Below are 21,378 nucleotides of genomic sequence, written 5' to 3'. Positions count from 1 at the left end.
GGCCGGGCGCCCTGGTCGACCTCGGCCTGCCGCACCCACTTCCGCACCGTCTCCGCGGTGGAGACCCCGAGCAGTTCCGCGACCCGGGCCATCGCACCCCAGTCCGTCTCCTGATCCGGCCGGATCTCGGCATACATCCGCACCGCCCTGGCCTTCAGCTCGGCCGGATACCTCTTCGACGTGTTCCCTGACATGACTCCAACCTTCCCAAGGTTTGGAGTCTCCGGACACGCCGGGGCGTTTCAGGGCAATCCATAGGATCGCTGGCGTGAATGGTGAGCTGGCTGCTCTGGTGACTTTGGCTACGTACGGGTCGGATTGGTTGTCCGCTTCGGCCAGTGGTGATGCACCAGAGTTGGCCGAGACAAACTCGAGCTTCCAGTACGTGCATCGCCTCGTCTTCGAGTCGCCCGAGACACGTCTCCTCGGCCGCAAGCGGTCGGCCACAGGGACCGGGAGTTGGCTTCGGGACCTGCGCCGTTCCAGAGCGGACCGCATCTTTGTCGTGACCAGCGCCCAAAGTGAAGGGCCCCTCCCAAACCACATCGCTTCGGCCTTCGCCAATGGTGTGCGCTGGGGGCTTCTCACCACCGGGCCCAAGCCTTGGCTCTGGTTCGCCGATTGGCAGACGAGCGACCTGCAGGCGGTGGACTCGCGGATCTGGAATGTCACTACGTCATGCGTTCGGGCCGAGGGAGCGATCCCGCGGAGCCCAGATGTTGCCCAGGCCAGCGAGACCCTCGACGCCCGCTTGGCATCGATCGGTGAGTTCGCCGCAAGGCAGGGATTCGATGACTGGTTGCCCTGGTTTCAACGAGCCTCGAGCCTGCTGGACGACCCGGCACCGGTGCCTCGCTACCACGCTGACATGATCCCGGTCGGCCGGCCAGTCGAGCAGCGGCAACTGGCCGCCGCGGCGATCGAGGCATGGGTCTTCGGGGGGATGGGTTCCTGGAACGACGTCTGGCTCCCCGATGAGCACGAACGCGCCGAATACGACAAGCACACCGCCGGGCTGTACTCAGCCGTGGTCGACGCCCTCCTGGCCGTCGCCAACGCCTAGCCGGAACCTGGGCAAACGCACGCACTTGCCGCGCCGAGCGCGGATGGTTACGGGCGGTAGCCGCAGCCGTTTGGGATGGGCTCGGGGTCGACTGGTTGGCCAGTTGTCGGGTCCACCCGGATCCGGATCTGAGGCTCGTCATTGGAGGTGGGGATCGAGAACAGGTCAGGCTGGACCCAGCCGGCCTTCTCGAGCCGGTCATAGTCACCGCCCATGCATCCGAGGTACCAGCTCCGAGACGCCGGTCCGGTCTGCTCCTCGATGCTCAGGAAGTAGACCGGGTCGATGAAGTCGTTCATGTGGACGACGACTCGGTAGGGACCCTGCGGAGCCGGGTAGCTGTCCACCTCGTCGCCGCGACCGAGCCCAATTGCGCCCGACGCGAGAAGCCAGGTCAGGGCCAACGCCACACCGCCACAACCGACGACCGCCAAGACCGCCCTCCAGACCGGCTGGACCGAGAGGACCAACGCCAACCCGAAGAGCAACAGCGACGCTGCGAGCCACGGCGCGTTCGGCCAGGGAAGCGCCTCGCATATGACGAAGCGGATATCGCGTCGCCTCAACCACCAGAGGACTCCAGCAAGAACGCTGAGCACGAGAAGCACGCTCCCGACGGCCCGTCTCGCTCCATTGCGAACGATCACCGCCTGTGACTCCACGAATGAAAGGGTACAGGCGGACTTTCACCACCATGCCTGACTGGGAATTCACTGCCATGCCGCGATTTCGGCGGTGATCCGGTTCTGTGGTTGGGGTCAGTTCCTTACGAATCGAAGGAGTCGCCGGTGTGGCGGGCAGCCTTTGCCGCGTGGCGACGTTCGGTCGGCTGCTTACCGAGCCGGAGCCGTACTGTTGCCTGGTGAGCGGGTTGCGGATTGCGCCGTCGCCGGGGGCGCCGGCGGGGTTGGTGATCCCGGCCGATGAGCTGGTTGAGCGGTATTCGCATGCTTCTGGCCCGGGCGGCCAAGGGGTGAACACGGCCGACTCAAGGGTCCAGTTGTCCTTCGATATCGCCGCCTCGGCGGTGCTTGATGAGGTTCAGCGCGACCGCTTGCTTCGTCGGCTGCAGTCGCGATTGGCCGGCACCGTTCTGGTCGTCGTGGCCACCGAGTTCCGCTCGCAGCGGCGGAACCGAATCGCCGCGCGGGAGCGGTTGGCGGTGCTTCTCAGCGAAGGAATGGCGCCACCGTCACGACCGCGTCGCGCCACCCGTCCCACGCGCGGGTCGATCGAGCGTCGGCTGACGAGTAAGCGGCTGCGCGGCGAAACGAAGCGGGCCCGCGCCCGCCCCGACGACTCGTAGGGGCGGTACTGGCACGTCGGCAAGGACACCCCGGTTCTGCCGCCGATCGCGCGCGGTCTTCTCACGCCGAAGACATGACGTCGTGGACTGTCGACGAAAGCTCGCCGGAACTCGGCGAGATGGCAGCAGGCGGTTGCCCACGTCCGGACGTCCGTGCGCATCGTGGAGCGGGGTGACGCCGGACGTAGCGCCGGATCCGCGCATCCACCTCGGTACCCTCACCATCGCGTCAGTGCCATCGTGACGTTCCGGCGCAGCTGGCCGCACGGCGCAGAAGTACCGCTCACCACCGCCGCACGCGTTGGCGGTGGTCGCGCACGTTGTCGCCGTCGATCGACGTGCGCTTGGTGCCCCGCACCTCGTCGACCTTCTGGTCCATGCCGGTGATCGGCTTCGACTCGATCAGCGTCTCGCGTTCGAACGAGTGCGACTTGTCCGTGTTGCGGTAGTACTGGAACAGCCCCCAGTAGACGGCGACCGCACCGGCGGGGCCGAGCAGCAGGATCCACGGGGTGTCGCCGCTCGACGCGAGGGGGATGAGCAGCCCGATCAGCAGCGCGGTCATGACATCACCACCAGGAGCCACAGCGCGATTGCCTCCAACACCGTGCCAACGGTCAGCGCCGCCAGGATCAGTCGTCCCTGGGAGACCGGGATGCTGCCCATGGTCTCGCCGGTTCTGCCGTTCACCGCGATGTAGTGCACCATCGCCCGGCCGTTCTCCTCGGAGTAGAAGGAGTAGAGCCACACCGGCAGGTACATCGAAACCCAGCGCGTGCCGTGGACGGAGAGGTGCTCGGCCTCCCAGCGCACGCCCCGGTTGTACCTGGCCACCGACCCCTCGACCTGGGAGCGGGCGATGGACAGCAGCTGGTCCTCCAGGACGGGCTGCACCTGCGACACGTCCTGGTCGCGACGCTCGGAGGTGAAGCCGACGAGGTAGTTGGCATTCCACTGCACCGCGCTCTTGGTGTCGAACGGCAGGATCGCGTTGATCACGTTGTTCGTGTTGACGAAGGCGTTCATGTTCGCCCGCTCGGCCGAGGACTCGATGGTGAGGTCGTCGACGGTGAAGTCGACGTGCCGGCCCACCTGGTACACGTCCGCGTCGTAGTAGGTCTCGTCGTGGTCGCCGTTGCGCCGGGTGTAGCGCCTGGTCTCGACCTCTCCGAAGCCCTGCACGTCGGCGCTGGCGTTGCCGTCGACGACCATGTAGGGCAGGTAGACCCCGACCACCTTCTCCGGGGCGAAGTCGCTGCGGAACCTCCGGTGGGCGAAAAGCCTGCGGGCGCCGGCGAAGTCGCGGATGTGCTGCACGGCCTGGTCACGGGTGATGCCGAACGGCAGGACGGCATCCGGCACCGCGCCGTTGGGCACCTGTTCGTTGATGGTGAGGACGTGCCGACACCAGTGGCAGCGCGACGACATCGCCGCGGCCGTGTTCACCACGACCTCGGAGCCGCAACCGGCGCACTTCAGGGTGATGACACCGGAGACCTCCGGGGAGATGTCGGTGGCGCCGGAGGCGACGACCGTCCCGGTGAGGTCCTGCAGCGGCGCCTCACCGGACACCTTCGGCTCGATCATCGCCTCGGACCACTCGTAGCGGCAGAACAGGCAGACCAGCATGCCGGCCGAGACCCGCAGCTGGATGTCGGTCGAGCCGCACTTCGGGCACCGGTTGACGCCGTCGCGCAGGGCCTCGTTCGAGGTGTCGACGGTCTGCGGCCCGGGCGCGTCGGCCGGGGGCTGGGCTGCGGCCGCCACCTCCGCGGGCATCGCCTCGGAGTCGCTCATCCCGCGTCCCTAGAGCCCCAGCGCCTTCGCCTTCGCGGCGTCGTAGTCGGCCTGGGTGATCAGCCCGGCGTCGAGCATCTCCTTGAACTTCGCCAGCTTCGCCACCGGATCCTCCGCCGGAGCCTGCGGGGCGGGCGCCGGCGCCTGCGGGGCGGGCTGCACCGGCTGCTGCAGGGCCCCGATACCGGTCGTGCCGGCCGCCATGCCCATGCCCACCAACCCGCCGGGGCCCTGGTTCTCGCCTGCGGCCTCGAAGCCGGCCGCCACCGAGGCCTGAAGGTTGGAGTTGCCGCGTCCGCCGGAAAGAGCGTCGGCGCGCTGCACGTTGCGAAGCAGCTCGCGGGTCATCTCGTCGTACTCGATCGAGATGATCGCCGTCGACACGATCGCGAGGCCGCGCTCGGCGCGCCACTGGTAGTTCTCCTCGACCGCCGCGGAGAGGCTCCTCGCGAAGCCGTCCGAGTCCTGCTGGATCTTGGTGATCCGGCCCTTCGCGGGATCGTTGGTGTACATCGAGAAGGCGGGCGCGAGTGAGCCGACGACCTCGTTGAACAGTTGGGCCGCCGCGTCGTTCTCGATGTCGGTGAAGTCGAAGACACGTCCAGGCTCGAGGTAGGTCGCGGGGACGAACGACTTGATGAAGAGGATCGGGTCGACGATCTTCAGCGTGTAGGTGCCGCGGGTGATCGCGCCCACCTGGGCGTTCATGTAGGCGTCGTCCCAGTAGATCTCGGACTGGGTGCCGAAGCGGTTGTTGGGCAGTTCCTTGAGCGTGACGAAGTAGGCCCGCTGCTGGGTGCCGGGGCGGCCGCCGAACTTGAATCGCTCCCAGGACGTGACCACGGTCGAGCTCACGATGTCGTTGCCGGCGAAGATCGACTGGGAGTCCTGGGCCTCGGAGTTCCACTCGTAGGCGCCCGCCTGCGCGGCGAAGCCGGTGATGGCGCCGTCCTGCATCAGGACCAGGCCGTAGCCCTCGGGGACGAGGATGCGGCTGCCGTTGCTGATCACACCTTCAGAGCCGTGCGTGTTCGAGCCGCGCCCGGCGTTCTGCCCCTGCGGGACCGCAGCGAACAGTGCTGCCGTCGGGGCCAGACCGCCCGGGACGGTGTAGAAGTCCTTCCACTGATCGGCCAGCGTTCCGCCGAGTGCTCCGATCGCCGCCTGAATAAGTCCCATCAAAGGCTCCTTCGTCTGTGGGTTCCTCGTCTGCCGCCGCTGGCAGGTCCGGGTAGGTGCCGCCTCTCCCGCACACGCTCACCCTACTGACCCTGACGGCGAGCGCGGTGAACGTCGGGCAACCTAGCTGCCCGTCGGCGGGCTGGTCGTCCGGGCAACGGCCGACTCGGGCTCCATCATGAACTCCCACGTCAGGCCATGGGCCATCACCACCAGCAGGATCAGCGCGACCGAGGCGAGCTGCAGCGGCGTTCCGCCGGTCGCCGTCGCCACCCCGGGCACGATTGCGACGAGCAGGATCACGCCGTAGACCACGGCGACCAGCCAGCGGAACCGTCGAAACGGGCCGCGGTAGCCCGTCCCACGCTCCACCGACACCAGCCGGAGGGTGGTGACCGCGCCGGTCAGGGCCGCGACCGCGAAGCTGCTGCGCCAGACCAGCGGATTGCCCGCGTCCACCTGTGCGAACGTGCTCATCAGGCCTGGCAGCAGGAAGGAAAGGTACACACCACCGGCCAGCCTGCGCCGGGTCGGGTCCGCCTTCCACTCGGGGTGCCGCTCGACCACCGTCCACCACAGGCCGACCAGGGTGAAGCACGTGATCGCCATCAGCGAGTAGAAGTCGGCCAGCTGCATCTCCCCACCTTCACCCGAGGCGAACGGCGCGTCCAGACTGCACTCTTGCCCAAGCCCGTCGCCGCACGCAGGCCGGCAGGGAGTTCGCGTGGTCAACTTCTCCGAACCGGTCAGGGCGGATCGGTCTCGAAGCTGCGGTAGTAGGCCTCGAGACCGTCCCTGGTCGTGCCCGAGCGCCGGGCGGCCAGCTTCGCGGCGTCCAGGGAGGGCCCGAGCCGGGCGAAGCCGGGCTGCTGGGCGACGGCGTCCACGCGGGGCTGGGCGGCGCCCCGGCGGACCCCGTCAAGGACCTCGTTCTCCCACGGTCCCGACACCGAGGGTGCGACCGGGCGCAGGTAGAACCGCAACAGGGAGTCCCAGTCGAGCCCTTCGTTGAGGGGCGCGGGCGAGTAGACCCGCTTCAGCAGCGTCGTGACGACGCTGGCTGCCGCGTGCTTCGCGAAACCGACCGCCTCGGCGCGCATCGGGTCGGATCGGCGGGTGTCCTTGGACATCAGCGAGTGCGTTCCGATGTTCTCCGCCGTGGCCCCGTTGGCGCTCCCCTCCTCGTACATCGACGCGGCGCGCCCGTCCAGCCGGCTCTTCGCGCCGGAACTGGCATCGCGTTCGCGCTGCACCTGCTCGAGCATCGTGATCAGGATCGCGCCGGGCCCGGGGAAGGTGACGAAGTTCCCACTGTGCCGGTTGCTGATCGTGAGGTCCCCCGCGAACGCCGCACGGAGGCGGTCGGCGGCGTGCGAGCACAGGAGCCCTGCGCCCTGCCACCTGGCGATCTCCCGCGGATAGTCACCTGCCCGGAGCTGGGCGAGATGTGTGGTCCGCATGGCCTCCAGCGTCCCCCCGCTGATCATCGCCTGGCGCGCGCTCGCGCTCAGCAGCAACCTGATCAACACCAGGTGGGTGGTTCGGGGATCCACGGCACTGGGCAGCGCCGCGATCTTGGCCTCGATGGCCTCCAGTGCCCCGCCGAGGGTGTGCGAGACGTCGGCGTCACCGAAGCCGCCGGTGAAGACGAGGTCGGCGGCGTCCTCGGACGCGGTGGTGGACAGGGCCGTGTTGGTGGACCAGACCGGGTAGCGAAGCCGACGATGAAGGATGCGTCGCAGCGGGACCGATCCTGACGAGAGGCTCGTCCCGGCGAGGCTGCGATCGATCAGGGTGTTCAGCTCGGCCGGGACGGACGGGCTCAGCGCCGGGTTGGCCGCCCGGACGTCGCGCCATTGGTACAGGTCGAGCAGATTGGCGTGGAAGTAGTAGTCCTCGATCGGATGCGACAGGTGTCCCAGCCGGATCAGGAAGTCCTGCCGTGCCGCCGGGGTGATGCCGCCGGCCTTCGCCGTCGCCCACTCCGACTCCAGCTTGGACAACTCCTCCGACACGTACTGCAGGTACCACTCCAGGTAGCCGATCAGACCGCGTGACTGCCGTTGGAAGATGCGGTCGGTCCGGTGGGTCGGCAGGGGCCGGTGCGTCGGCGGGAAGTCCAGGTGCTCGTGCGGGAAGTACTGGGTGAAGTGGGCGGTGATCGCCCTGCTCACGTCGGCCGGGGGGATCCCGTGGGCAGGGATGAGGGCGGGACGGCGTCCCGTTCCGAGCAGGCCGAGGCCGGCACCGAGCACCGGGAGGCCGTCGTCGTCGAACAGGAGTTGGGTGAACGCCTGCATCAGCCCGGCCATCAGGTCGGCCAGCCCCCCGTTCACCGGGCCACTGCGCCGCCCGAAGACGTCCCTCACCCAGTCGTCGGCGCCTGCCATGCCGGCGAACACGCTCTGCGACTGCGCCTGCGCCCTCGCCCGGTCACGGGCCCGGTGGAAGGCCGGAGGGTCCCTGAACTGGGAGACGTCGGTGAGGAAGTTCCCCAGCTCAAGGAAGGTGTACTCCGCGTCGGGAATGTCGGTCGTGCTGATGAACCGCTTCGCCTCGGCCACCGTGTGCTCGGTGATCTCGGCGTGCGTCGAGATGTCCCCCATGGCTCGGCTGCCCTACCCGTCGTCATCCTCGGTGTCGTCCTCGTCATGGTCGTGGTCGGTCTCCTCGTCCTGGCACGGACACGGGAGCCCGGTGCCGGGGACGCAGCCGGACTCGCACTGCAACACGGTCAGCGTGGTCGGGAGCTTGATCTCCCATGGTTCGATGTCGGGGTCGACCACCCCGACCGGCTCCTTCAGGTCGTTCTCGATGGCGACGTACATCGGGTCGTCCACGCCGGGGGTGGCGCCGCCGTCCCAGATGCTGCCGTCGGCGAGGAACCGGAGCGCTGCCTTCTCGTAGCCGGGCCGCACGGGCACGACGACACGGGCGAACCCGGAGCGCAGGAACGACCGGAAGATCGGGTCGACGTCATCGAGGTGATACAGCTCCACCCACTTCGCCTTCCGGCCCCAGAAGTACGGGTAGAACGAGTAGGTGATCAGCGGCCACTCGAACAGTTGCTGGAAGAACTGCACGATGCTGCCGTCGCGGATCGCCTCGCAGCAGTCGAACTCGGGGTACCCGTACTCCCCGCCGTCCTTCATGGCGTCCGAGGGCAGGTCGACGCAGCTGGTCAGAAGGCGAAGGCACCCCTTCTGGAGTTCCTCGGCTTCGGTCTGGCGGTTGAACGCGGGGTTGTTGCCCTGGATCTCGACTCCGGCTTGGGCCTTCAGCTGTGCCAGGGCGGTCTCGTAGGCGGCGAGCTGGGACGTGTAGCCGTCGATGATCGCCCGGAACGTCTTCTGCTTCCACGCCAGGTACGCCTCGGGACGCCGGGTGCAGTTGACCTCGACGTTGAGGGCGTAGAACCGGGTGCGGCCGACGGTGTTGACCGGCACCAGGTCGTCCTCGCCGTCCAGGAAGCCGGAGAACGACCCGCCGGTCGTCGTGAACTTCGACTGCCGGCCGATCATGGTGGTGATCCAGTTGTTGCCGCCGCTCTGGTTCTCGCTGTGCAGCGCGTAGCTGCAGAAGAAGGTCGACGCGTCGTAGCCGGCGGGCATCGCGAGGTCGGTCTTGGAGTCGGCGAACTGGACGGTCTGGTCCATGTCCGCACGGCTGTACGCCTTCGAGGTGGTGACCGTGATCGCCGGTGGCGGCTCCACCAGGGCGCCATAGGTCGCTGCCCAGAACGCGTAGTTCGTCTCGCTCACCACGCTGAAATCGGCCAGCTTCGGCCGGCCGTAGGCCGAGGCCGCCTCATCGGAGCGCGGGTCGATCGGCTTCACCAGGCCACCACTCGCGTCGCTTCCCGGATCGGTCTGGGCGTACAGGTGGAAGGCTGCCGGCTCGGGTACCAGGAACTCGAACATGAGCCGCTTGCCGTAGTTGACCACCTTGGCCTTGTAGATCTTGTCGACCCAGCGGTACAGGCCCACGACATGGTCGTCGACGGCCTCCAGCTTGTGCAGGTTGCGTTCGGAGAACTCGGTGGTGGTTCGGGTGGACCGCTCCTCCTTCGTCCGGCTGATCACCTTCTCGACGGTCTTGTCGGTGACCTCCTTGGCGAACTTGGTGGCCTGCTTGTCGGCCTCCTTCGTGGAGACCGAGGTGGCGAACTTCGTGTCCGCCACGATCTTCACCGGCCCGTAGCTGGCACTCACGTTCACGCCGATGTCGAACTTCAGGCTCTGCTCGAGGGTCTTGGCAACCTCCTTCTCCATCTCGAAGCGGTCCGTGGTCTGGGTGTCCTTCTCCTTGTTGGTCTCCTCCTCCAGCGTGACCGAGGAGAACACCTCCGTCGTCGTCCTGCTCTCGGTGGTGCGCTCCTTGGTCTCGCCCTTGAGCACGTTCTCGATGTGGGCCACCTCCCCCGGCACCCAGCAGCACGGCTCCTGTTCGACCCGGCGGAAGTCGCCGATCCCGAGCGGACGGACGCGGCACCGGAACCGTTCGACGGGTTCGAGTTCCGCACCCCAGAACGTGCCGTACTGGTCGGCCGTCCGGTCGTCCGCGACCCGCCAGCGTTCGGTGGCCGCCGACTGGCGGGCGACGTTGGCCACCCAGACCGAGCCGCCGATCCGGGCGACCCGTTGTGGGGGTGCGAGGGCGGCCTGCTCGGCGCCGACCCGCGCGCTCTCGGCCACGATCCGGTTCACCGCGAGCGACACCGAGTCGCCGACACGCACGTCCAGCTCCGTGAGCACCTCCCTGCTCGCCTCGTCCAGACGACTCATCGCGTCCTCGTCGAGCACCAGGCGGGTGGGTTCCACCGGCTTCGCCGCGTCCGGCCCGGGCCGTGTCGCTGCCTTCTTGCCCGGCTTGGTGGGTTCACTGGCGACCGGTCGCTGCGACGCGTCATCGACGGATTCGTAGAACGGGACGAACGGCGGCTGCACGGCGGCGGCACGGGCAGTCTCCTTCGCCCGCTCGATGATGGCGGCGAGCCGGGCGTGGGTCGCCGCGAGCTTCGCCGCCCGCTCCGCATGGGCGTCGCTGCGACCCGTCCCGGGCTCGTCGGCGGGGTTGTCGACAGGGGTCTTCACGAAGCTGGTGGTGCCGTGGACGGCCGCCGTGAACAGTGGTGTCGCCTCGGCGAGGCGGCGAGCCTCCTCGTCGGTGGCCGGCTTCTCGGCCGTGAGCACGTGGTGGGCACGCAGGGCCGCGACCAGCTGCTCGCGCAGGTCGGGCGAGCCGCCGACGTAGGTGAGGATGGCGAGGTTGTCCCAGATCCGGCCGAGCGTCTCCCCATCGAGCGGCTCGTGCCGCGACCGCAGCTCCTCGAGACTGCCCACGGTGAGGTTCGGGCCGTTCTCGAGCATCCAGGCGGCGGCACGCCCCGCCGTGTGCTCCCGCTCGGCAAAGGCCTCCACGCTGCCGTACGCGACCTCGGTCCCCCGCGCTCGCAACAGGCGGCGTCGGGCCGCTCCGCCGCCCTTGGCGCGGGCTTCCGCGACCTCGTTCAGCAAGGCCGTCCCGCCATCGGGAGGCTTGAAGAAGCCCGTGACAAGCTCCTTCTCGGTGGGCGTTCGTGGATTGCGGATCGTGACGAAGTTGAACAAGGTGACCATTCCGGTGTACCCCCGGGCTAGTGGTGGGATGGGATGTCGAGGCCCGCGGTGGTGGGCCCGTGGCGCGGCGAGGTCGCTCTCGGCAACCCGGCCGCCTGTCGAGCTAGCAGAAGGACGGTGCCGGCGACCCACCCCAGACTCGGCCACAGGTAGCCGACGAGGGAGGGGTTGCTCACACCAATGATCAGGATCGACGCGCCGACGAGGACGCCGAGGATGGCTTCGAGCGTCCTCGTCGCGCGCCGCGGACGCCGACCGGCCGACTCGTCCGGCATCGGCGTCCCCCCGCCCCCACCCGCCTTGGGCGTCCGCTCGAAGCCGGCCGGGCGTCCCGTCCAGCCGGCCGCGACAGCCAGTGCGTTGTGGATCGCCAACGAGGCCGACACCAGGAGGAACTGCAGGTAGCGCCAGACCCGGAGCCCGGGGCTCGGGATTCTGGGACGCAGGGAGAACAGGTACACCGGGAGCAGGCCGGCGAACGCGACCAGCAGTGGGAGGTTCCAGCCCACCCACGCCGGGATGGCCCCGGCGCCGACCCGCCAGGCGACCAGGGGTGAGAGGAGGACCACGGCGCCGACGGCGGCGAAGGTGCCCGTCTCGAAGACCTGGCTCGCCAGGTGCAGGCGCGTGCGCAGCCGGAGGCGGGAACCGGCCAGCCGCGAGAGGAACCGACGGGAGTTCTGCGCGACACCACGCATCCAGCGGTGTTGCTGCAGGCGCATCGCCGCCGGGCTCGCCGGCACTTCGGCCGGCACCACGATCGACGGGTCGTACCGCACCCGCCAGCCGGCCAGCTGAAGCCGGAGGCTGAGGTCGAAGTCCTCGGTGAGGGTGTCCGACCGCCAGCCGCCGACGGCCCGAATCGCGGCCACGCTGATCACCCCGGCAGTGCCGTTGAACGCGAGGAACGAGCCGGACGCCTGGCGTCCGGCCTGCTCGAGCTGGAAGTGATTGTCCATCATCACCGACCCGGCGATCGTGAACAGGTTCTCGTCGGGGTTCAGGTGGCCCCACGCACCCTGTACCACGGCGACGTCGGGTGCGAACCGCGCCACGCACCGGCGCAGGAAGTCGACGGGGACGACGAAGTCGGCGTCGAGGATCGCGACGTAGTCAGCCTGCGGCAGCAGCGCCAGGCCTGCGGACAGCGCGCCCGCCTTGAACCCGTCCCGGTGCCGGCGGCGCACATGGCTCACCGGAACGCGACCGTGACGGGCGATCCACGCCTCCACCAGGTCGGGAGTGTGGTCGGTGGAGTCGTCGAGCACCTGCACCGCCCAGCGTCCGGCCGGGTAGTCGAGCCGGGCGACAGCGTCGAGCAGTCGCTCGACCACCTGGGGCTCGTTGTACAGCGGCAACTGCACGACCACGAACGGAGCCGGGCTGGGCAGGCCGGGCTCGGGTTCGACCGTGCGGCGACGTGCGGCGCGGGCCCACCGGAGGAGAGCCAGTTGATCGACCGTGTGCCAGACCGCAGCCACGCCGGCGACGAGGTAGGCAACTGCGATCATGAAGTCCATGTCATCGGCCTCCGGGGTGGCGACAGCGTATCGCCGTGCCGGAGGAGGGGGCATTACGCACTTTCGCCATGTGCGCCGCTGACGTCGGCGGCGGCGCCGCCGGCGATCCCCCACCGGGTCCGGCGACGTCGGGCCTACTTCGGGTTCGACTGCCAGTTCACCAGGAAGCTCCGGGTCAGCAGCACCGCGTTGGTGGCCTTGTTCCTCACCGTCACCGTGAAGGTCGCGTGGTAGCCCCACTGGCTGGGCGGGGTGAAGTCCCGCGTCGAGGTGAGCAGCTCGCCGGACGCACCGGGCATCGTCGTCACCGCCCCGCTGCCGGGCTGGTAGCTCCACGCGTAGGCGGGCGTCACCTTCGCCTCGTCCCGGTTGAGGTAGGTCAACGTGAGGCGGATGGGCTGCTGGCCCTGCAGCCAGCCGCCCGGGACCACGTGGACGCCGCCCGCGGTCACGTCGATGCCCTCGAACTGGGGCGCCACCACCGACAGTCACGGAATACCGCCGCCGCATTCGGACGTCCGATTCGGAACCGGGCCATCCCTCCCATTGTGGACAACTCTCCCCCCAACCGATTCCTGTGGATATCTGTATGAGTATTTTGAGGAATGGGAGAAGGGCGCCCCGAGTGGGGAAAAGTGTCAGTGGCGGTGTTTAGCGTGGAGTCATGAAAGAGGGGTTCGACGAGCTGACCGATGGCCAATTGCTGGCCATCGCCGGTGCTGCTCTCGACGCCCTCACCGATGACCGGCTGCGGCTGCCGTCCGACGCGGAGCAGCTCGCGCTCCTGAAGGACGCCCTGCGGCTCGATGCCCGCCTCCAGGCCTGGCAGCAGCAGCTGGCCGCCCGCATCGAGGCGTCCGACGCGGCCTGGCACGAGTACGGCACGTCGACGACGACCTGGCTCGCGGACGCTGCCCGGCTCACTCCTCGCGAGGCGCGGCGGCTGGTCAGGACCGGGCAGGGGCTGGCGCGATTCGAGGTCGTCGGACGGGCTGCCGCCGCAGGAGCTCTCCTGCCCGGCCAGGCCGAGGCGATCACCTCCGTGCTGGCCGACCTGCCCACGGAGTTCGACCCGACCACGGTGGTTCGGGGCCAGGAGTTGATGGTCGGCTTTGCCGCCACTCACGATGCGGCGGCGCTCCGCCGGCTCACCAGCCACCTTGTTGAGGTGCTCGACCCGGACACCGCAGACACGCTCACCGCCGCACGGCTGGAACGGCAGGAGCGGGCAGCCCGCGCCCGCCGCCACCTCGAGTTCGTCGGCGACGGGCAGGGCAACGTCCAGATTCGTGGCAGCCTGCCGGTGGCTGACGCCGAGCCGTTCATCCGGATCATCGACGCTTACGCGGCAGCAGACAAGCGGGCCGCGCTCGAGGCCCGCGACCCGCTGTCCGAGCTGGTCACGCCGGCGATGCGCCGGGCAGACGCGCTCGTCACGATGGTGAACCGCCACTGCCAGGAGTCACTCGCCCCGGCCAACGGCGGCGACCGGCCCCGCGTCGTCGTGACCCTCTCCTACGACTCGCTGGCGAAGACCGCCGCGGACGCCGGATTGCTGGCCGGGCACCTGGTGGGCAGCCAGGAGCCGCTGTCGGCCGGCGTCCTGAGGCGGCTGCTCTGTGATGCGGACGTGTTGCCCGCGGTACTTGGCGGACAGTCGGAGGTGCTCGACGTGGGTCGCTCCCAACGGCTCGTCACGGCCCCGATCAGGGCGGCACTCGAGCTGCGGGACGGCGGATGCGTGTTCCCCGGCTGCGAGAAGCCCCCGCAGGACTGCCACGCTCACCACCTGCGGCCGTGGTGGGCGGGCGGTCCGACCTCGTTGGGAAACCTCGTCCTGGTGTGCGCGCACCACCACGGCATCGTCGAACCCGGCCACGACCCGACCGCGGACCGCTGGCGGGTGAGACTGCGGGACGACGGCCGGGCGGAGATCGTTCCGCCGCTGCGCGCCGACCCGACCCAGCGGCCACGGGTGCACGCCCGTTTCCTCACCCCCATTCGGGAGTGAAATCGGCCGACAGCGCTGGTGTGGCAAACAGCGGCAGGAATCGGCGGAAATCCTTCCGCGTGCGCGAGCAGGTCACAAGCTGTCACGAAAGCCTCGCGCCGATCGCGGAAAAGCCACAATGGCCCTCGCCAAGATGCTGACGCCGTCTTCCGGTACGAATGCGGAGTGCCGCGCGGGGCCCCTCCGCCCGACTCACCGCACAGCTGGCTCGCGCTCGGCCAACGCCGTCGCTCCGTCGGTGGGAGGATGGGACCGACGGATGAAGGTGACCGGGGATGTCCACCTACAACAGCGCCGCATTCGCCGGACTCCTGTGCCAGCTGTGCGGCACCCTCGCCGGGTTTGCGGTAGCCGGGCTGATCTTCGTTGTGGCGCTGCACCCTCGTGAGGACAGCCAGGACGCGCCCAGCGGGCTTGTGCGCGGCCCGGTCCGCGGTGCGGGCGACCGGGACCTTCCCGTTGCACTACTGACGTCCAGCTTCATCGGGCTCATCCTCTCCGCGCTGGCCTACGCCCTGATGGCCGGAGAACCGGCAGGCAGCGCGCGTCTCGCCACCGACCAGATCATCGCCGGCGCGGGCTTCGGCACGGGGGCGCTCGTCCTGCTCTTCGCCGTGCACCGGCTGGTCTGCGGGGCCTCACCCTCGCTCGATCGGTGGACCCGCCACGTGGTGGGCATCGGCGCGCCGTGTGTCGTCTGGCTCTACTTGGCGGAAGGCACCCGCTATGTGGGCTCACTCTGCAAGGCCGACCAGGGGGTGCTGTGGCTCGTCCTGGGGTCGACCGCGGCAGTCCAGTTCCTGGCAGGCGTGACAGCGTTCGTCCGGCCGCGCCGGGCACCGATGCCGGCGGGCGGGGTGATGCGCGTCGCCTCAACTGGCGTGGCCGTGCCGACGATGACCACCCTCGCGGTGGCGCTGACACCGACCCTGCTGCCCAACGACGCCGCCGCTCCGACGGGGGTGCTCTACGTGCTGCTGGCGGTGAGCACCGTCGGACTCGCGTACTTCACCCTGCAGGTGGGACGGGCCCCGCGCTCTGAGGAGTCGGCCGTCCTGGACTGAGCGCTACTTCGGGTTCGACTGCCAGTTCACCAGGAAGCTCCGGGTCAGCAGCACCGCGTTGGTGGCCTTGTTCCTCACCGTCACCGTGAAGGTCGCGTGGTAGCCCCACTGGCTGGGCGGGGTGAAGTCCCGCGTCGAGGTGAGCAGCTCGCCGGACGCACCGGGCATCGTCGTCACCGCCCCGCTGCCGGGCTGGTAGCTCCACGCGTAGGCGGGCGTCACCTTCGCCTCGTCCCGGTTGAGGTAGGTCAACGTGAGGCGGATGGGCTGCTGGCCCTGCAGCCAGCCGCCCGGTGCCACGTGGACGCCGCCCGCGGTCACGTCGATGCCCTCGAACTGGGGCGCCACCACCGACGGCGCGTCCCGCACGCTGAGGGTCCGGGTGCCCGAAGCGGTCGTCTGGTAGGAGTCGGTGATCGTGGCGGTGACGCTCGCGGTCCCCGTCGCGGTCAGCTTCAGGTGCGCACGACAGGTGCCGTCGCCGGTGACCGTCCCACCGGTCGCCGTCCACTGGAGGGCCGAGCAGGGCGCGTTCTGCAGCGCGCTCCCGGTGATGACGGCGTCGACGAGCGCGGTCGCACCTACGGCGAAGGTCGGCTGGCCCTTGACCAGGTCACCGGCGATCGTCCGCACCTGGAGGGTGACCGAGAGCGTCGGCGGCGCCACCGTCACGTGCAGGGTCTTCGTGGTGGAAAGCCCGGCGGAGTCGGTCGCGGTGACCGTGATCGTGTGCGACCCCAGGGCCTTCCACGGCAGGGTCTGCAGGGAGCCGGTCACGGTGACGTGGTCGGTCTCGTCGGTCCACGTCACGGGCACCGGTGCGTCCTTGTCGTCCAGGGCGCTCGCCTCCACCTTCGGTGGCAGCAGGCCGCCCACCCGGATCACGGCGCCCTCCGTCGGCCAGGTCACGGTGATCTTCGGCGGTGCGCTGGCGTAGGTGTCGATCACGAACGGCTGCTTGAGGTGGTAGGCGATGTACGCGCTCAGCTCGGCGACCCCGAACAACCCGAGGAAGACCTTGACGAAGATCCCGGCGTTGCCGGAGATCCGCCAGCGGGGGTTCTGGTTCGGGCCGCCGGCGAGCGTGACGCTCGCGTCCCCACCCACGGAGAAGCCGAGGCACCCGTAGGCGGAGAGCCGGAGCTCCGCCCGCCCCAGGACGGTCACCGAGGCGTCGGCCTTCACCCCCGCCTTCTGGCTCGACCCGGACACCTTCACCCCGCCGTCGTGGTCGAGGCCGTCGGTGACGCTGAAGCGCAGCGAGCCGTAGACCTCCGCGGTCTGGGTGGCCCCGTAGTGCATGTCCGCGTGCACGATCCCGTCCACGTCGACTGTGATCATGATGTCCACGAGGACGACGATGATCACCGGCCCGATCGGGATCGGGAAGGCGGCCATCGGGAAGTCGGCCAGGAAGTAGCGCTCTGCCTTGCGGGCACCCGTCTGGGTGGCGTTCACCGTCAGCCCGGTCGACTCCCACGCGTGGCAGCTCGCCTCGACCCAGGCGATGTCGCTGCCGTTCACTCCCCCGTCCAGCCCGCAGCCGGCACCGAAGTCGATCGTGCCCGTCACGTGCAGCCCGTCCGCGGGCTCGACGTCGATGCTGAGGGAGCCTGGCAGGCTGATCTGGTCGAAGGCCGGCACCCGCGGGGCGTCCGGCAGCAGGCGACGGTTGCCCTTCTTCCCGGGCGGGAGGAGCGTCACGCCCTCGGCCAGGGTGGGCTTGCCGCGGAGCTGGTCGGGGCTGAAGGTGCGCTCGATCCAGAACTCGCCCTGCACGAGTGCGTCCTGGAGTGTGGCCTGGACGGCCTCGACGGTGGTGCCGCTGATGCCCGTGACCTTCACGAGCAGCCCGCTGGGCGTGGACGGCGTCACGCCACTGTTCAGCACAGACCCGACGGCCACACCGGAAGGGAGCGCGGAGAACTCGAGCCGGTAGCTGCACATCGGGTGCGCATCGGCGTCACTGAGGCACTCGTCGGGGTTGAGGACGGTGATCCCGGTGATCCTCGACGCGTCGGACGCCGACAGCACACGGGTCTCGGGCCGGACGACCGGATCGATGCCCTTGCGCAGGTGGAGGCCGAACTGCGAGTCCGGGTCGAGACCGGTCGACCAGGTGGGCGAGGTCTCCCCCGGGCTGCCCGACCACACCGGGGCGGCGGGCGGCGACGACGGCGACGGGGAGGCCTGCGGCGAACAGCCGGACGCCAGCAGGGCGAGGGCGACGAGCAGTGCCAGCGTTCTCCGGGTTGGGGTGGTCATGACTCTCCCCTGGTGTGCACCTGCGCCCAGCATCCTCCTGCGCGGCACACCCCGCGCGGGATTGCGGCAAAAGCCCGGCGGCGCCCACGTCCCGGCGCTCGGAACCACGGCGGCCGGACACGGCAACACCCGGGGAGAACTCGGCGACCGTCTCCCCGGGTGTTGTCTCGCTCCTCCGCTACTTCGCAGCGAAGGCGGCGTCGAACGCCGCGGCGGGGGCATCCCACAGCTGCGAGCGGACGAACGCCAGCGCCTCGGGGGCTCCGCGCAGCCGGTCCATGCCCGCGTCCTCCCACTCCACCGAGATCGGCCCGGCGTAGCCGATGTGGTTGAGCATCCGGAAGCACGCCTCCCACGGCACGTCACCGTGGCCCACCGACACGAAGTCCCACCCGCGGCGCGGATCGGCCCAGGGCAGGTGCGAGCTCAGCCGGCCGTTGCGGCCGTTGAGGTTCTTCTTCGAGTCCTTGGCGTGGACGTGGTAGATCCTGTCGGGGAAGTCGGCCAGGAAGCCCGCCGGGTCGATGTCCTGCCAGACCATGTGGCTGGGATCCCAGTTGATCCCCAGTTCCGGCCGGTCGATCGTCTCGAGCATCTTCCGGGTGGTCCAGTAGTCGTACGCCAGCTCGCTGGGGTGCACCTCTGCGGCGAAGCGGACGCCGCACTCGGCGAACACGTCGAGGATCGGTTCCCAGCGCTTCTTGAAGTCCACCCAGCCGGCCTCCACCAGCTCCTCGCTGGCCGGCGGGAACATCGCCACGTACTTCCAGATCGACGAGCCGGTGAACCCGACGACGGTCTTCACGCCCAGCCGCTGGGCGGTCCGGGCCGTGTTCATCATCTCCTCGGCCGCCCGCTGCCGGACGCCCTCCGGGTCACCGTCGCCCCAGACGATGTCGGGGACGATGCCACGGTGCCGCTGGTCGATCGGGTCGTCGCAGACGGCCTGTCCCTTGAGGTGGTTCGAGATGGTGAACACCTTGAGGTTGTACTTCTCGAGGATCGCGAGGCGGTCGGCGATGTAGTCGTCGTCGGTCGCGCCGCGCCAGACGTCCAGGTGGTCGCCCCAGCAGGCGATCTCCAGTCCGTCGAACCCCCACCCCGACGCCAGCTTCGCGACCTCCTCGAAGGGGAGGTCGGCCCACTGGCCGGTGAAGAGCGTTACGGGTCGTGCCATCGGGAAAGGTCCTTTCGTTCGTGTTGGGGTGCGGGACGGCGCTCAGACGTCCAGCCAGGCGCCATTGCCGGCGGCCGAGCGTTCCACCGCGTCCAGCACCTTCTGGACGTGGAGGCCGTCGGCGAACGACGCCCGGGGCTGCTCGCCCGCGGAGATCGCCGTCACCAGGTCGCGCACCTGGTGGGTGAAGCCGTGCTCCCAGCCGATGATGTGGCCGGCCGGCCACCAGGCCGAGTAGTAGGGCGTGTCGGGCTCGGTCGCGAGGATGCGGCGGAACCCCGCCTCCACGGCCGGGATCCGGTTGTCGTAGTAGTGCAGGACGTTCAGCTCCTCGAGGTTCCAGACCAGCGAACCGTCCGAGCCGTTGACCTCGATGGACAGGGCGTTCTTGCGGCCCGTGGCGAACCGCGTGGCCTCGAACGACCCGATCGCCCCGCCGGCGAACCGGCCCAGGAACCAGGCAGCGTCGTCGACGGTCACCTCGCCGAAGCCCTCTCCGGCCTGGGCGCCGGCCAGGCCGGTACCGTCCGCCTGGATCGGACGCGACTTCACGAACGTCTCCAGCGTCCCCGACGCCGCAACGATGCGGTCGTCGAGCAGGAACTGCGCGAGGTCGGCGATGTGCGCGCCGATGTCGCCCAGCGAGCCGGAGCCCGCCTTGTCCTTCTGGAGCCGCCAGGCCAGCGGCACGTCCGGGTCGACGATCCAGTCCTGCTGGTACGCGGCGCGAACCTGGCGGACGGTGCCCAGGCGACCGTCGGCGATCAGCTTCCTGGCCAGGGCGATCGCGGGAACCCGACGGTTCGTGAACCCGACCATGGCGAACACGCCGTGGGCGGCTGCCTCGACCGCCGCCGCGTTCATCGCCTCCGCCTCGGCCACCGTGTTGGCCAGGGGCTTCTCGCACAGCACGTGCTTGCCGGCCCGCAGCGCCTCGATGGCGATCTCGGCGTGCGAGTCGCCCGGCGTGCAGATGTCGATCAGGTCGATGTCGTCACGGGCGAGCAGGGCGCGCCAGTCGGTCTCGACCGATGCCCAGCCGAACCGTGCTGCCGCCTCCTCGGTACGCCCGGCGTGGCGTCCGCAGAGAGCCGTCATCCCGATCCGGCGCGGGAGGTCGAAGAAGCGGGGGGCGGTCGACCAGCCCTGCGAGTGGGCCTTGCCCATGAAGGCGTAGCCCACCATGCCCACGTTGAGGCGGGGTTTGTCGGACATCACATCTCCGTTCGAAGTGGGTGCGTGCCGGGGCGCTGGCGGACGCCCCGGCACGGCGTCGGTCAGGACTCGAAGGCCGTCGGCAGGTACCGGTCGACGTTGTCCTTGGTGACCACGGGGGCGAACAGGGTGATCTTGCGGGGCACCTCGACCTCGACCAGGTCGGACAGCGACTTGCCCTGCACCAGCAGGCGGGCCAGGCGGATGCCGTCGGCGGCCTGGGTCGACGGGTAGACGACGGTGGCCTTCACCACGGAGCTGTCGGCCTGGATGTCGCGCATCACGTTCGCCGAGCCGGCGCCGCCGACCATGATGAACTCGCTGCGTCCGGAGTTCTTGATGGCCTGCATCACGCCGACACCCTGGTCGTCGTCATGGTTCCAGATGGCGTCGATCTTCGGGGCGGCCTGCAGCAGGTTGGAGGCAGCCTGCTCGCCACCCTGGACCGTGAAGTCGGCGGCGACCCGGTTGGAGACCTTCAGGCCGCAGTCGGCCAGCGCCTTGGCGAAGCCCTCCGAGCGGTCCTTGGTCAGCGGGAGGTTGTCGATGCCGGCGATCTCGGCGACGACGGCGTCCTTCTTGTCGCCCAGCTTCTCGCAGACGTAGGTGCCGGCGGAGATGCCCATGCCGTAGTTGTCACCGAGGATGGTCGAGCGGGCGGCGAACGGGGAGTCGAACTCGCGGTCGACGTTGATCACCGGGATGCCGGCCTGCATCGCCTTGAGGGCCACCGGGGTGAGCGCGGCACCGTCGTAGGGCAGGATCACGATGGCGTCGACCTTGTCGTTGATGAAGGTCTCGACCTGGCTGATCTGGAGGTTCACGTCGTTGGTGCCCTCGGCGACCTTCAGCTCCACATCGGGGAACTTGGCTGCCTCGGCGATCGCGGCCTTCGTGATGGCACCCATCCAGCCGTGGTCGGCGGCGGGGGCCGAGAAGCCGATGACGACCTTCTCGCCTGCGGCGTTGTTGCCGTCACCCGGCGCGGCGCTGGTCGTGGCCGCGGGAGCGGACGGGGCGGCCGTCGGGGCCGCGCCGGTGCAGGCGCTGAGGGACAGGCCCGCGGCGAGGGCGAGGCTTGCGCTCCAGAGGACGCGCCGTGAGAGGGAGAGAGACACCATTGTTCCTTTCGGTTTGCGTTGCTTCGACTGTGGGACGTCTGA

17 protein-coding genes and 1 pseudogene are annotated in these 21,378 nt (G+C 69.4%); 4 read left to right on the top strand and 14 right to left on the bottom strand.

Translation table 11 applies throughout. From position 1 onward, the window contains the following. A pseudogene (locus tag ACFQQJ_RS10640) lies at positions 1-194 on the bottom strand (IS3 family transposase); the annotation flags it as partial. Positions 195-268: 74 nt separating this feature from the next. Here ACFQQJ_RS10640 and ACFQQJ_RS10635 point away from each other — a divergent pair. Continuing rightward, entirely contained in the window at positions 269-1,063 is a 795-nt protein-coding gene (locus ACFQQJ_RS10635; RefSeq protein WP_377106315.1) for a hypothetical protein, read from the top strand. Between the two features lie 47 nt (positions 1,064-1,110). On the opposite strand, the gene ACFQQJ_RS10630 is transcribed toward ACFQQJ_RS10635, so the two are convergent. Then, complete coding sequence (locus ACFQQJ_RS10630) at positions 1,111-1,725, bottom strand: hypothetical protein (protein ID WP_377106313.1); 615 nt, start codon at positions 1,723-1,725, stop codon at positions 1,111-1,113. A gap of 149 nt (positions 1,726-1,874) precedes the next feature. Between ACFQQJ_RS10630 and arfB the strand changes: the two genes are divergently transcribed. After that, a complete protein-coding gene (gene arfB, locus ACFQQJ_RS10625) occupies positions 1,875-2,369 on the top strand; it encodes an alternative ribosome rescue aminoacyl-tRNA hydrolase ArfB (RefSeq protein WP_377106312.1) in 495 nt (164 codons plus the stop codon). A gap of 283 nt (positions 2,370-2,652) precedes the next feature. Here arfB and ACFQQJ_RS10620 read toward each other — a convergent pair whose 3' ends face one another. The 8 genes from ACFQQJ_RS10620 to ACFQQJ_RS10585 all read right to left on the bottom strand — a co-directional run bounded on the left by ACFQQJ_RS10620 (position 2,653) and on the right by ACFQQJ_RS10585 (position 12,962). Further along, entirely contained in the window at positions 2,653-2,934 is a 282-nt protein-coding gene (locus tag ACFQQJ_RS10620) for a hypothetical protein (RefSeq protein ID WP_377106310.1), read from the bottom strand. Then, complete coding sequence (locus ACFQQJ_RS10615; RefSeq protein ID WP_377106308.1) at positions 2,931-4,166, bottom strand: hypothetical protein; 1,236 nt, start codon at positions 4,164-4,166, stop codon at positions 2,931-2,933. Before ACFQQJ_RS10615 ends, ACFQQJ_RS10620 begins: the two co-directional genes overlap by 4 nt. 9 nt (positions 4,167-4,175) lie before the next feature. Beyond that, positions 4,176-5,345, bottom strand: a complete 1,170-nt coding sequence (locus ACFQQJ_RS10610; RefSeq protein WP_377106307.1) for an SHOCT domain-containing protein — start codon at positions 5,343-5,345, stop codon at positions 4,176-4,178. A gap of 123 nt (positions 5,346-5,468) precedes the next feature. Next, positions 5,469-5,981: a hypothetical protein gene (locus tag ACFQQJ_RS10605; RefSeq protein ID WP_377106306.1), complete on the bottom strand. Its 513-nt coding sequence runs from the start codon at positions 5,979-5,981 to the stop codon at positions 5,469-5,471. Positions 5,982-6,091: 110 nt separating this feature from the next. Next, entirely contained in the window at positions 6,092-7,951 is a 1,860-nt protein-coding gene (locus tag ACFQQJ_RS10600) for a hypothetical protein (RefSeq protein ID WP_377106304.1), read from the bottom strand. A gap of 12 nt (positions 7,952-7,963) precedes the next feature. Then, positions 7,964-10,963, bottom strand: coding sequence for a hypothetical protein (locus ACFQQJ_RS10595; RefSeq protein WP_377106302.1), 3,000 nt, complete (start codon positions 10,961-10,963; stop codon positions 7,964-7,966). Between the two features lie 17 nt (positions 10,964-10,980). After that, positions 10,981-12,474: a glycosyltransferase family 2 protein gene (locus tag ACFQQJ_RS10590; protein WP_377106300.1), complete on the bottom strand. Its 1,494-nt coding sequence runs from the start codon at positions 12,472-12,474 to the stop codon at positions 10,981-10,983. Positions 12,475-12,617: 143 nt separating this feature from the next. Next, positions 12,618-12,962, bottom strand: coding sequence for a hypothetical protein (locus ACFQQJ_RS10585; RefSeq protein ID WP_377106298.1), 345 nt, complete (start codon positions 12,960-12,962; stop codon positions 12,618-12,620). A gap of 185 nt (positions 12,963-13,147) precedes the next feature. Between ACFQQJ_RS10585 and ACFQQJ_RS10580 the strand changes: the two genes are divergently transcribed. Together ACFQQJ_RS10580 and ACFQQJ_RS10575 are read left to right on the top strand one after the other, a co-directional pair. Then, the gene (locus tag ACFQQJ_RS10580; protein ID WP_377106297.1) at positions 13,148-14,494 is read left to right on the top strand and encodes a DUF222 domain-containing protein; all 1,347 of its coding nucleotides are present in this window, start codon (positions 13,148-13,150) and stop codon (positions 14,492-14,494) included. A 275-nt stretch (positions 14,495-14,769) separates the two neighbouring features. Further along, entirely contained in the window at positions 14,770-15,558 is a 789-nt protein-coding gene (locus ACFQQJ_RS10575; RefSeq protein WP_377106295.1) for a hypothetical protein, read from the top strand. Positions 15,559-15,561: 3 nt separating this feature from the next. Here the strand turns inward: ACFQQJ_RS10575 and ACFQQJ_RS10570 are convergent, their stop codons facing one another. The 4 genes from ACFQQJ_RS10570 to ACFQQJ_RS10555 all read right to left on the bottom strand — a co-directional run bounded on the left by ACFQQJ_RS10570 (position 15,562) and on the right by ACFQQJ_RS10555 (position 21,333). Then, positions 15,562-17,823, bottom strand: coding sequence for a hypothetical protein (locus tag ACFQQJ_RS10570; RefSeq protein ID WP_377106293.1), 2,262 nt, complete (start codon positions 17,821-17,823; stop codon positions 15,562-15,564). A gap of 178 nt (positions 17,824-18,001) precedes the next feature. After that, positions 18,002-19,000 (bottom strand): sugar phosphate isomerase/epimerase family protein, encoded by a 999-nt coding sequence (locus ACFQQJ_RS10565; protein WP_377106291.1) that lies wholly within the window; start codon positions 18,998-19,000, stop codon positions 18,002-18,004. Between the two features lie 42 nt (positions 19,001-19,042). Continuing rightward, a complete protein-coding gene (locus tag ACFQQJ_RS10560) occupies positions 19,043-20,215 on the bottom strand; it encodes a Gfo/Idh/MocA family protein (protein ID WP_377106289.1) in 1,173 nt (390 codons plus the stop codon). A gap of 62 nt (positions 20,216-20,277) precedes the next feature. Then, positions 20,278-21,333 (bottom strand): substrate-binding domain-containing protein, encoded by a 1,056-nt coding sequence (locus ACFQQJ_RS10555; RefSeq protein WP_377106287.1) that lies wholly within the window; start codon positions 21,331-21,333, stop codon positions 20,278-20,280. Between the last annotated feature and the right edge of the window lie 45 nt (positions 21,334-21,378).

Source organism: Propionicimonas sp. T2.31MG-18, from assembly GCF_964266745.1.
Taxonomy (GTDB): Bacteria; Actinomycetota; Actinomycetes; order Propionibacteriales; family Propionibacteriaceae; genus Propionicimonas.
The sequence above is the reverse complement of the archived record's forward strand: the minus strand, read 5'-3'. Positions and strand labels throughout refer to the sequence as shown.

What these genes read in the sequence shown, in the direction of transcription:
- ACFQQJ_RS10560 (WP_377106289.1), bottom strand. Translation starts at nt 20,215, where the DNA reads ATGTCCGACAAACCCCGCCTCAACGTGGGCATGGTGGGCTACGCCTTC.
- ACFQQJ_RS10620 (WP_377106310.1), bottom strand. Translation starts at nt 2,934, where the DNA reads ATGACCGCGCTGCTGATCGGGCTGCTCATCCCCCTCGCGTCGAGCGGC.
- ACFQQJ_RS10610 (WP_377106307.1), bottom strand. Translation starts at nt 5,345, where the DNA reads ATGGGACTTATTCAGGCGGCGATCGGAGCACTCGGCGGAACGCTGGCC.
- ACFQQJ_RS10615 (WP_377106308.1), bottom strand. Translation starts at nt 4,166, where the DNA reads ATGAGCGACTCCGAGGCGATGCCCGCGGAGGTGGCGGCCGCAGCCCAG.
- ACFQQJ_RS10595 (WP_377106302.1), bottom strand. Translation starts at nt 10,963, where the DNA reads ATGGTCACCTTGTTCAACTTCGTCACGATCCGCAATCCACGAACGCCC.
- ACFQQJ_RS10580 (WP_377106297.1), top strand. Translation starts at nt 13,148, where the DNA reads ATGAAAGAGGGGTTCGACGAGCTGACCGATGGCCAATTGCTGGCCATC.
- ACFQQJ_RS10565 (WP_377106291.1), bottom strand. Translation starts at nt 19,000, where the DNA reads ATGGCACGACCCGTAACGCTCTTCACCGGCCAGTGGGCCGACCTCCCC.
- ACFQQJ_RS10605 (WP_377106306.1), bottom strand. Translation starts at nt 5,981, where the DNA reads ATGCAGCTGGCCGACTTCTACTCGCTGATGGCGATCACGTGCTTCACC.
- ACFQQJ_RS10570 (WP_377106293.1), bottom strand. Translation starts at nt 17,823, where the DNA reads ATGACCACCCCAACCCGGAGAACGCTGGCACTGCTCGTCGCCCTCGCC.
- ACFQQJ_RS10600 (WP_377106304.1), bottom strand. Translation starts at nt 7,951, where the DNA reads ATGGGGGACATCTCGACGCACGCCGAGATCACCGAGCACACGGTGGCC.
- ACFQQJ_RS10575 (WP_377106295.1), top strand. Translation starts at nt 14,770, where the DNA reads ATGTCCACCTACAACAGCGCCGCATTCGCCGGACTCCTGTGCCAGCTG.
- ACFQQJ_RS10590 (WP_377106300.1), bottom strand. Translation starts at nt 12,474, where the DNA reads ATGATCGCAGTTGCCTACCTCGTCGCCGGCGTGGCTGCGGTCTGGCAC.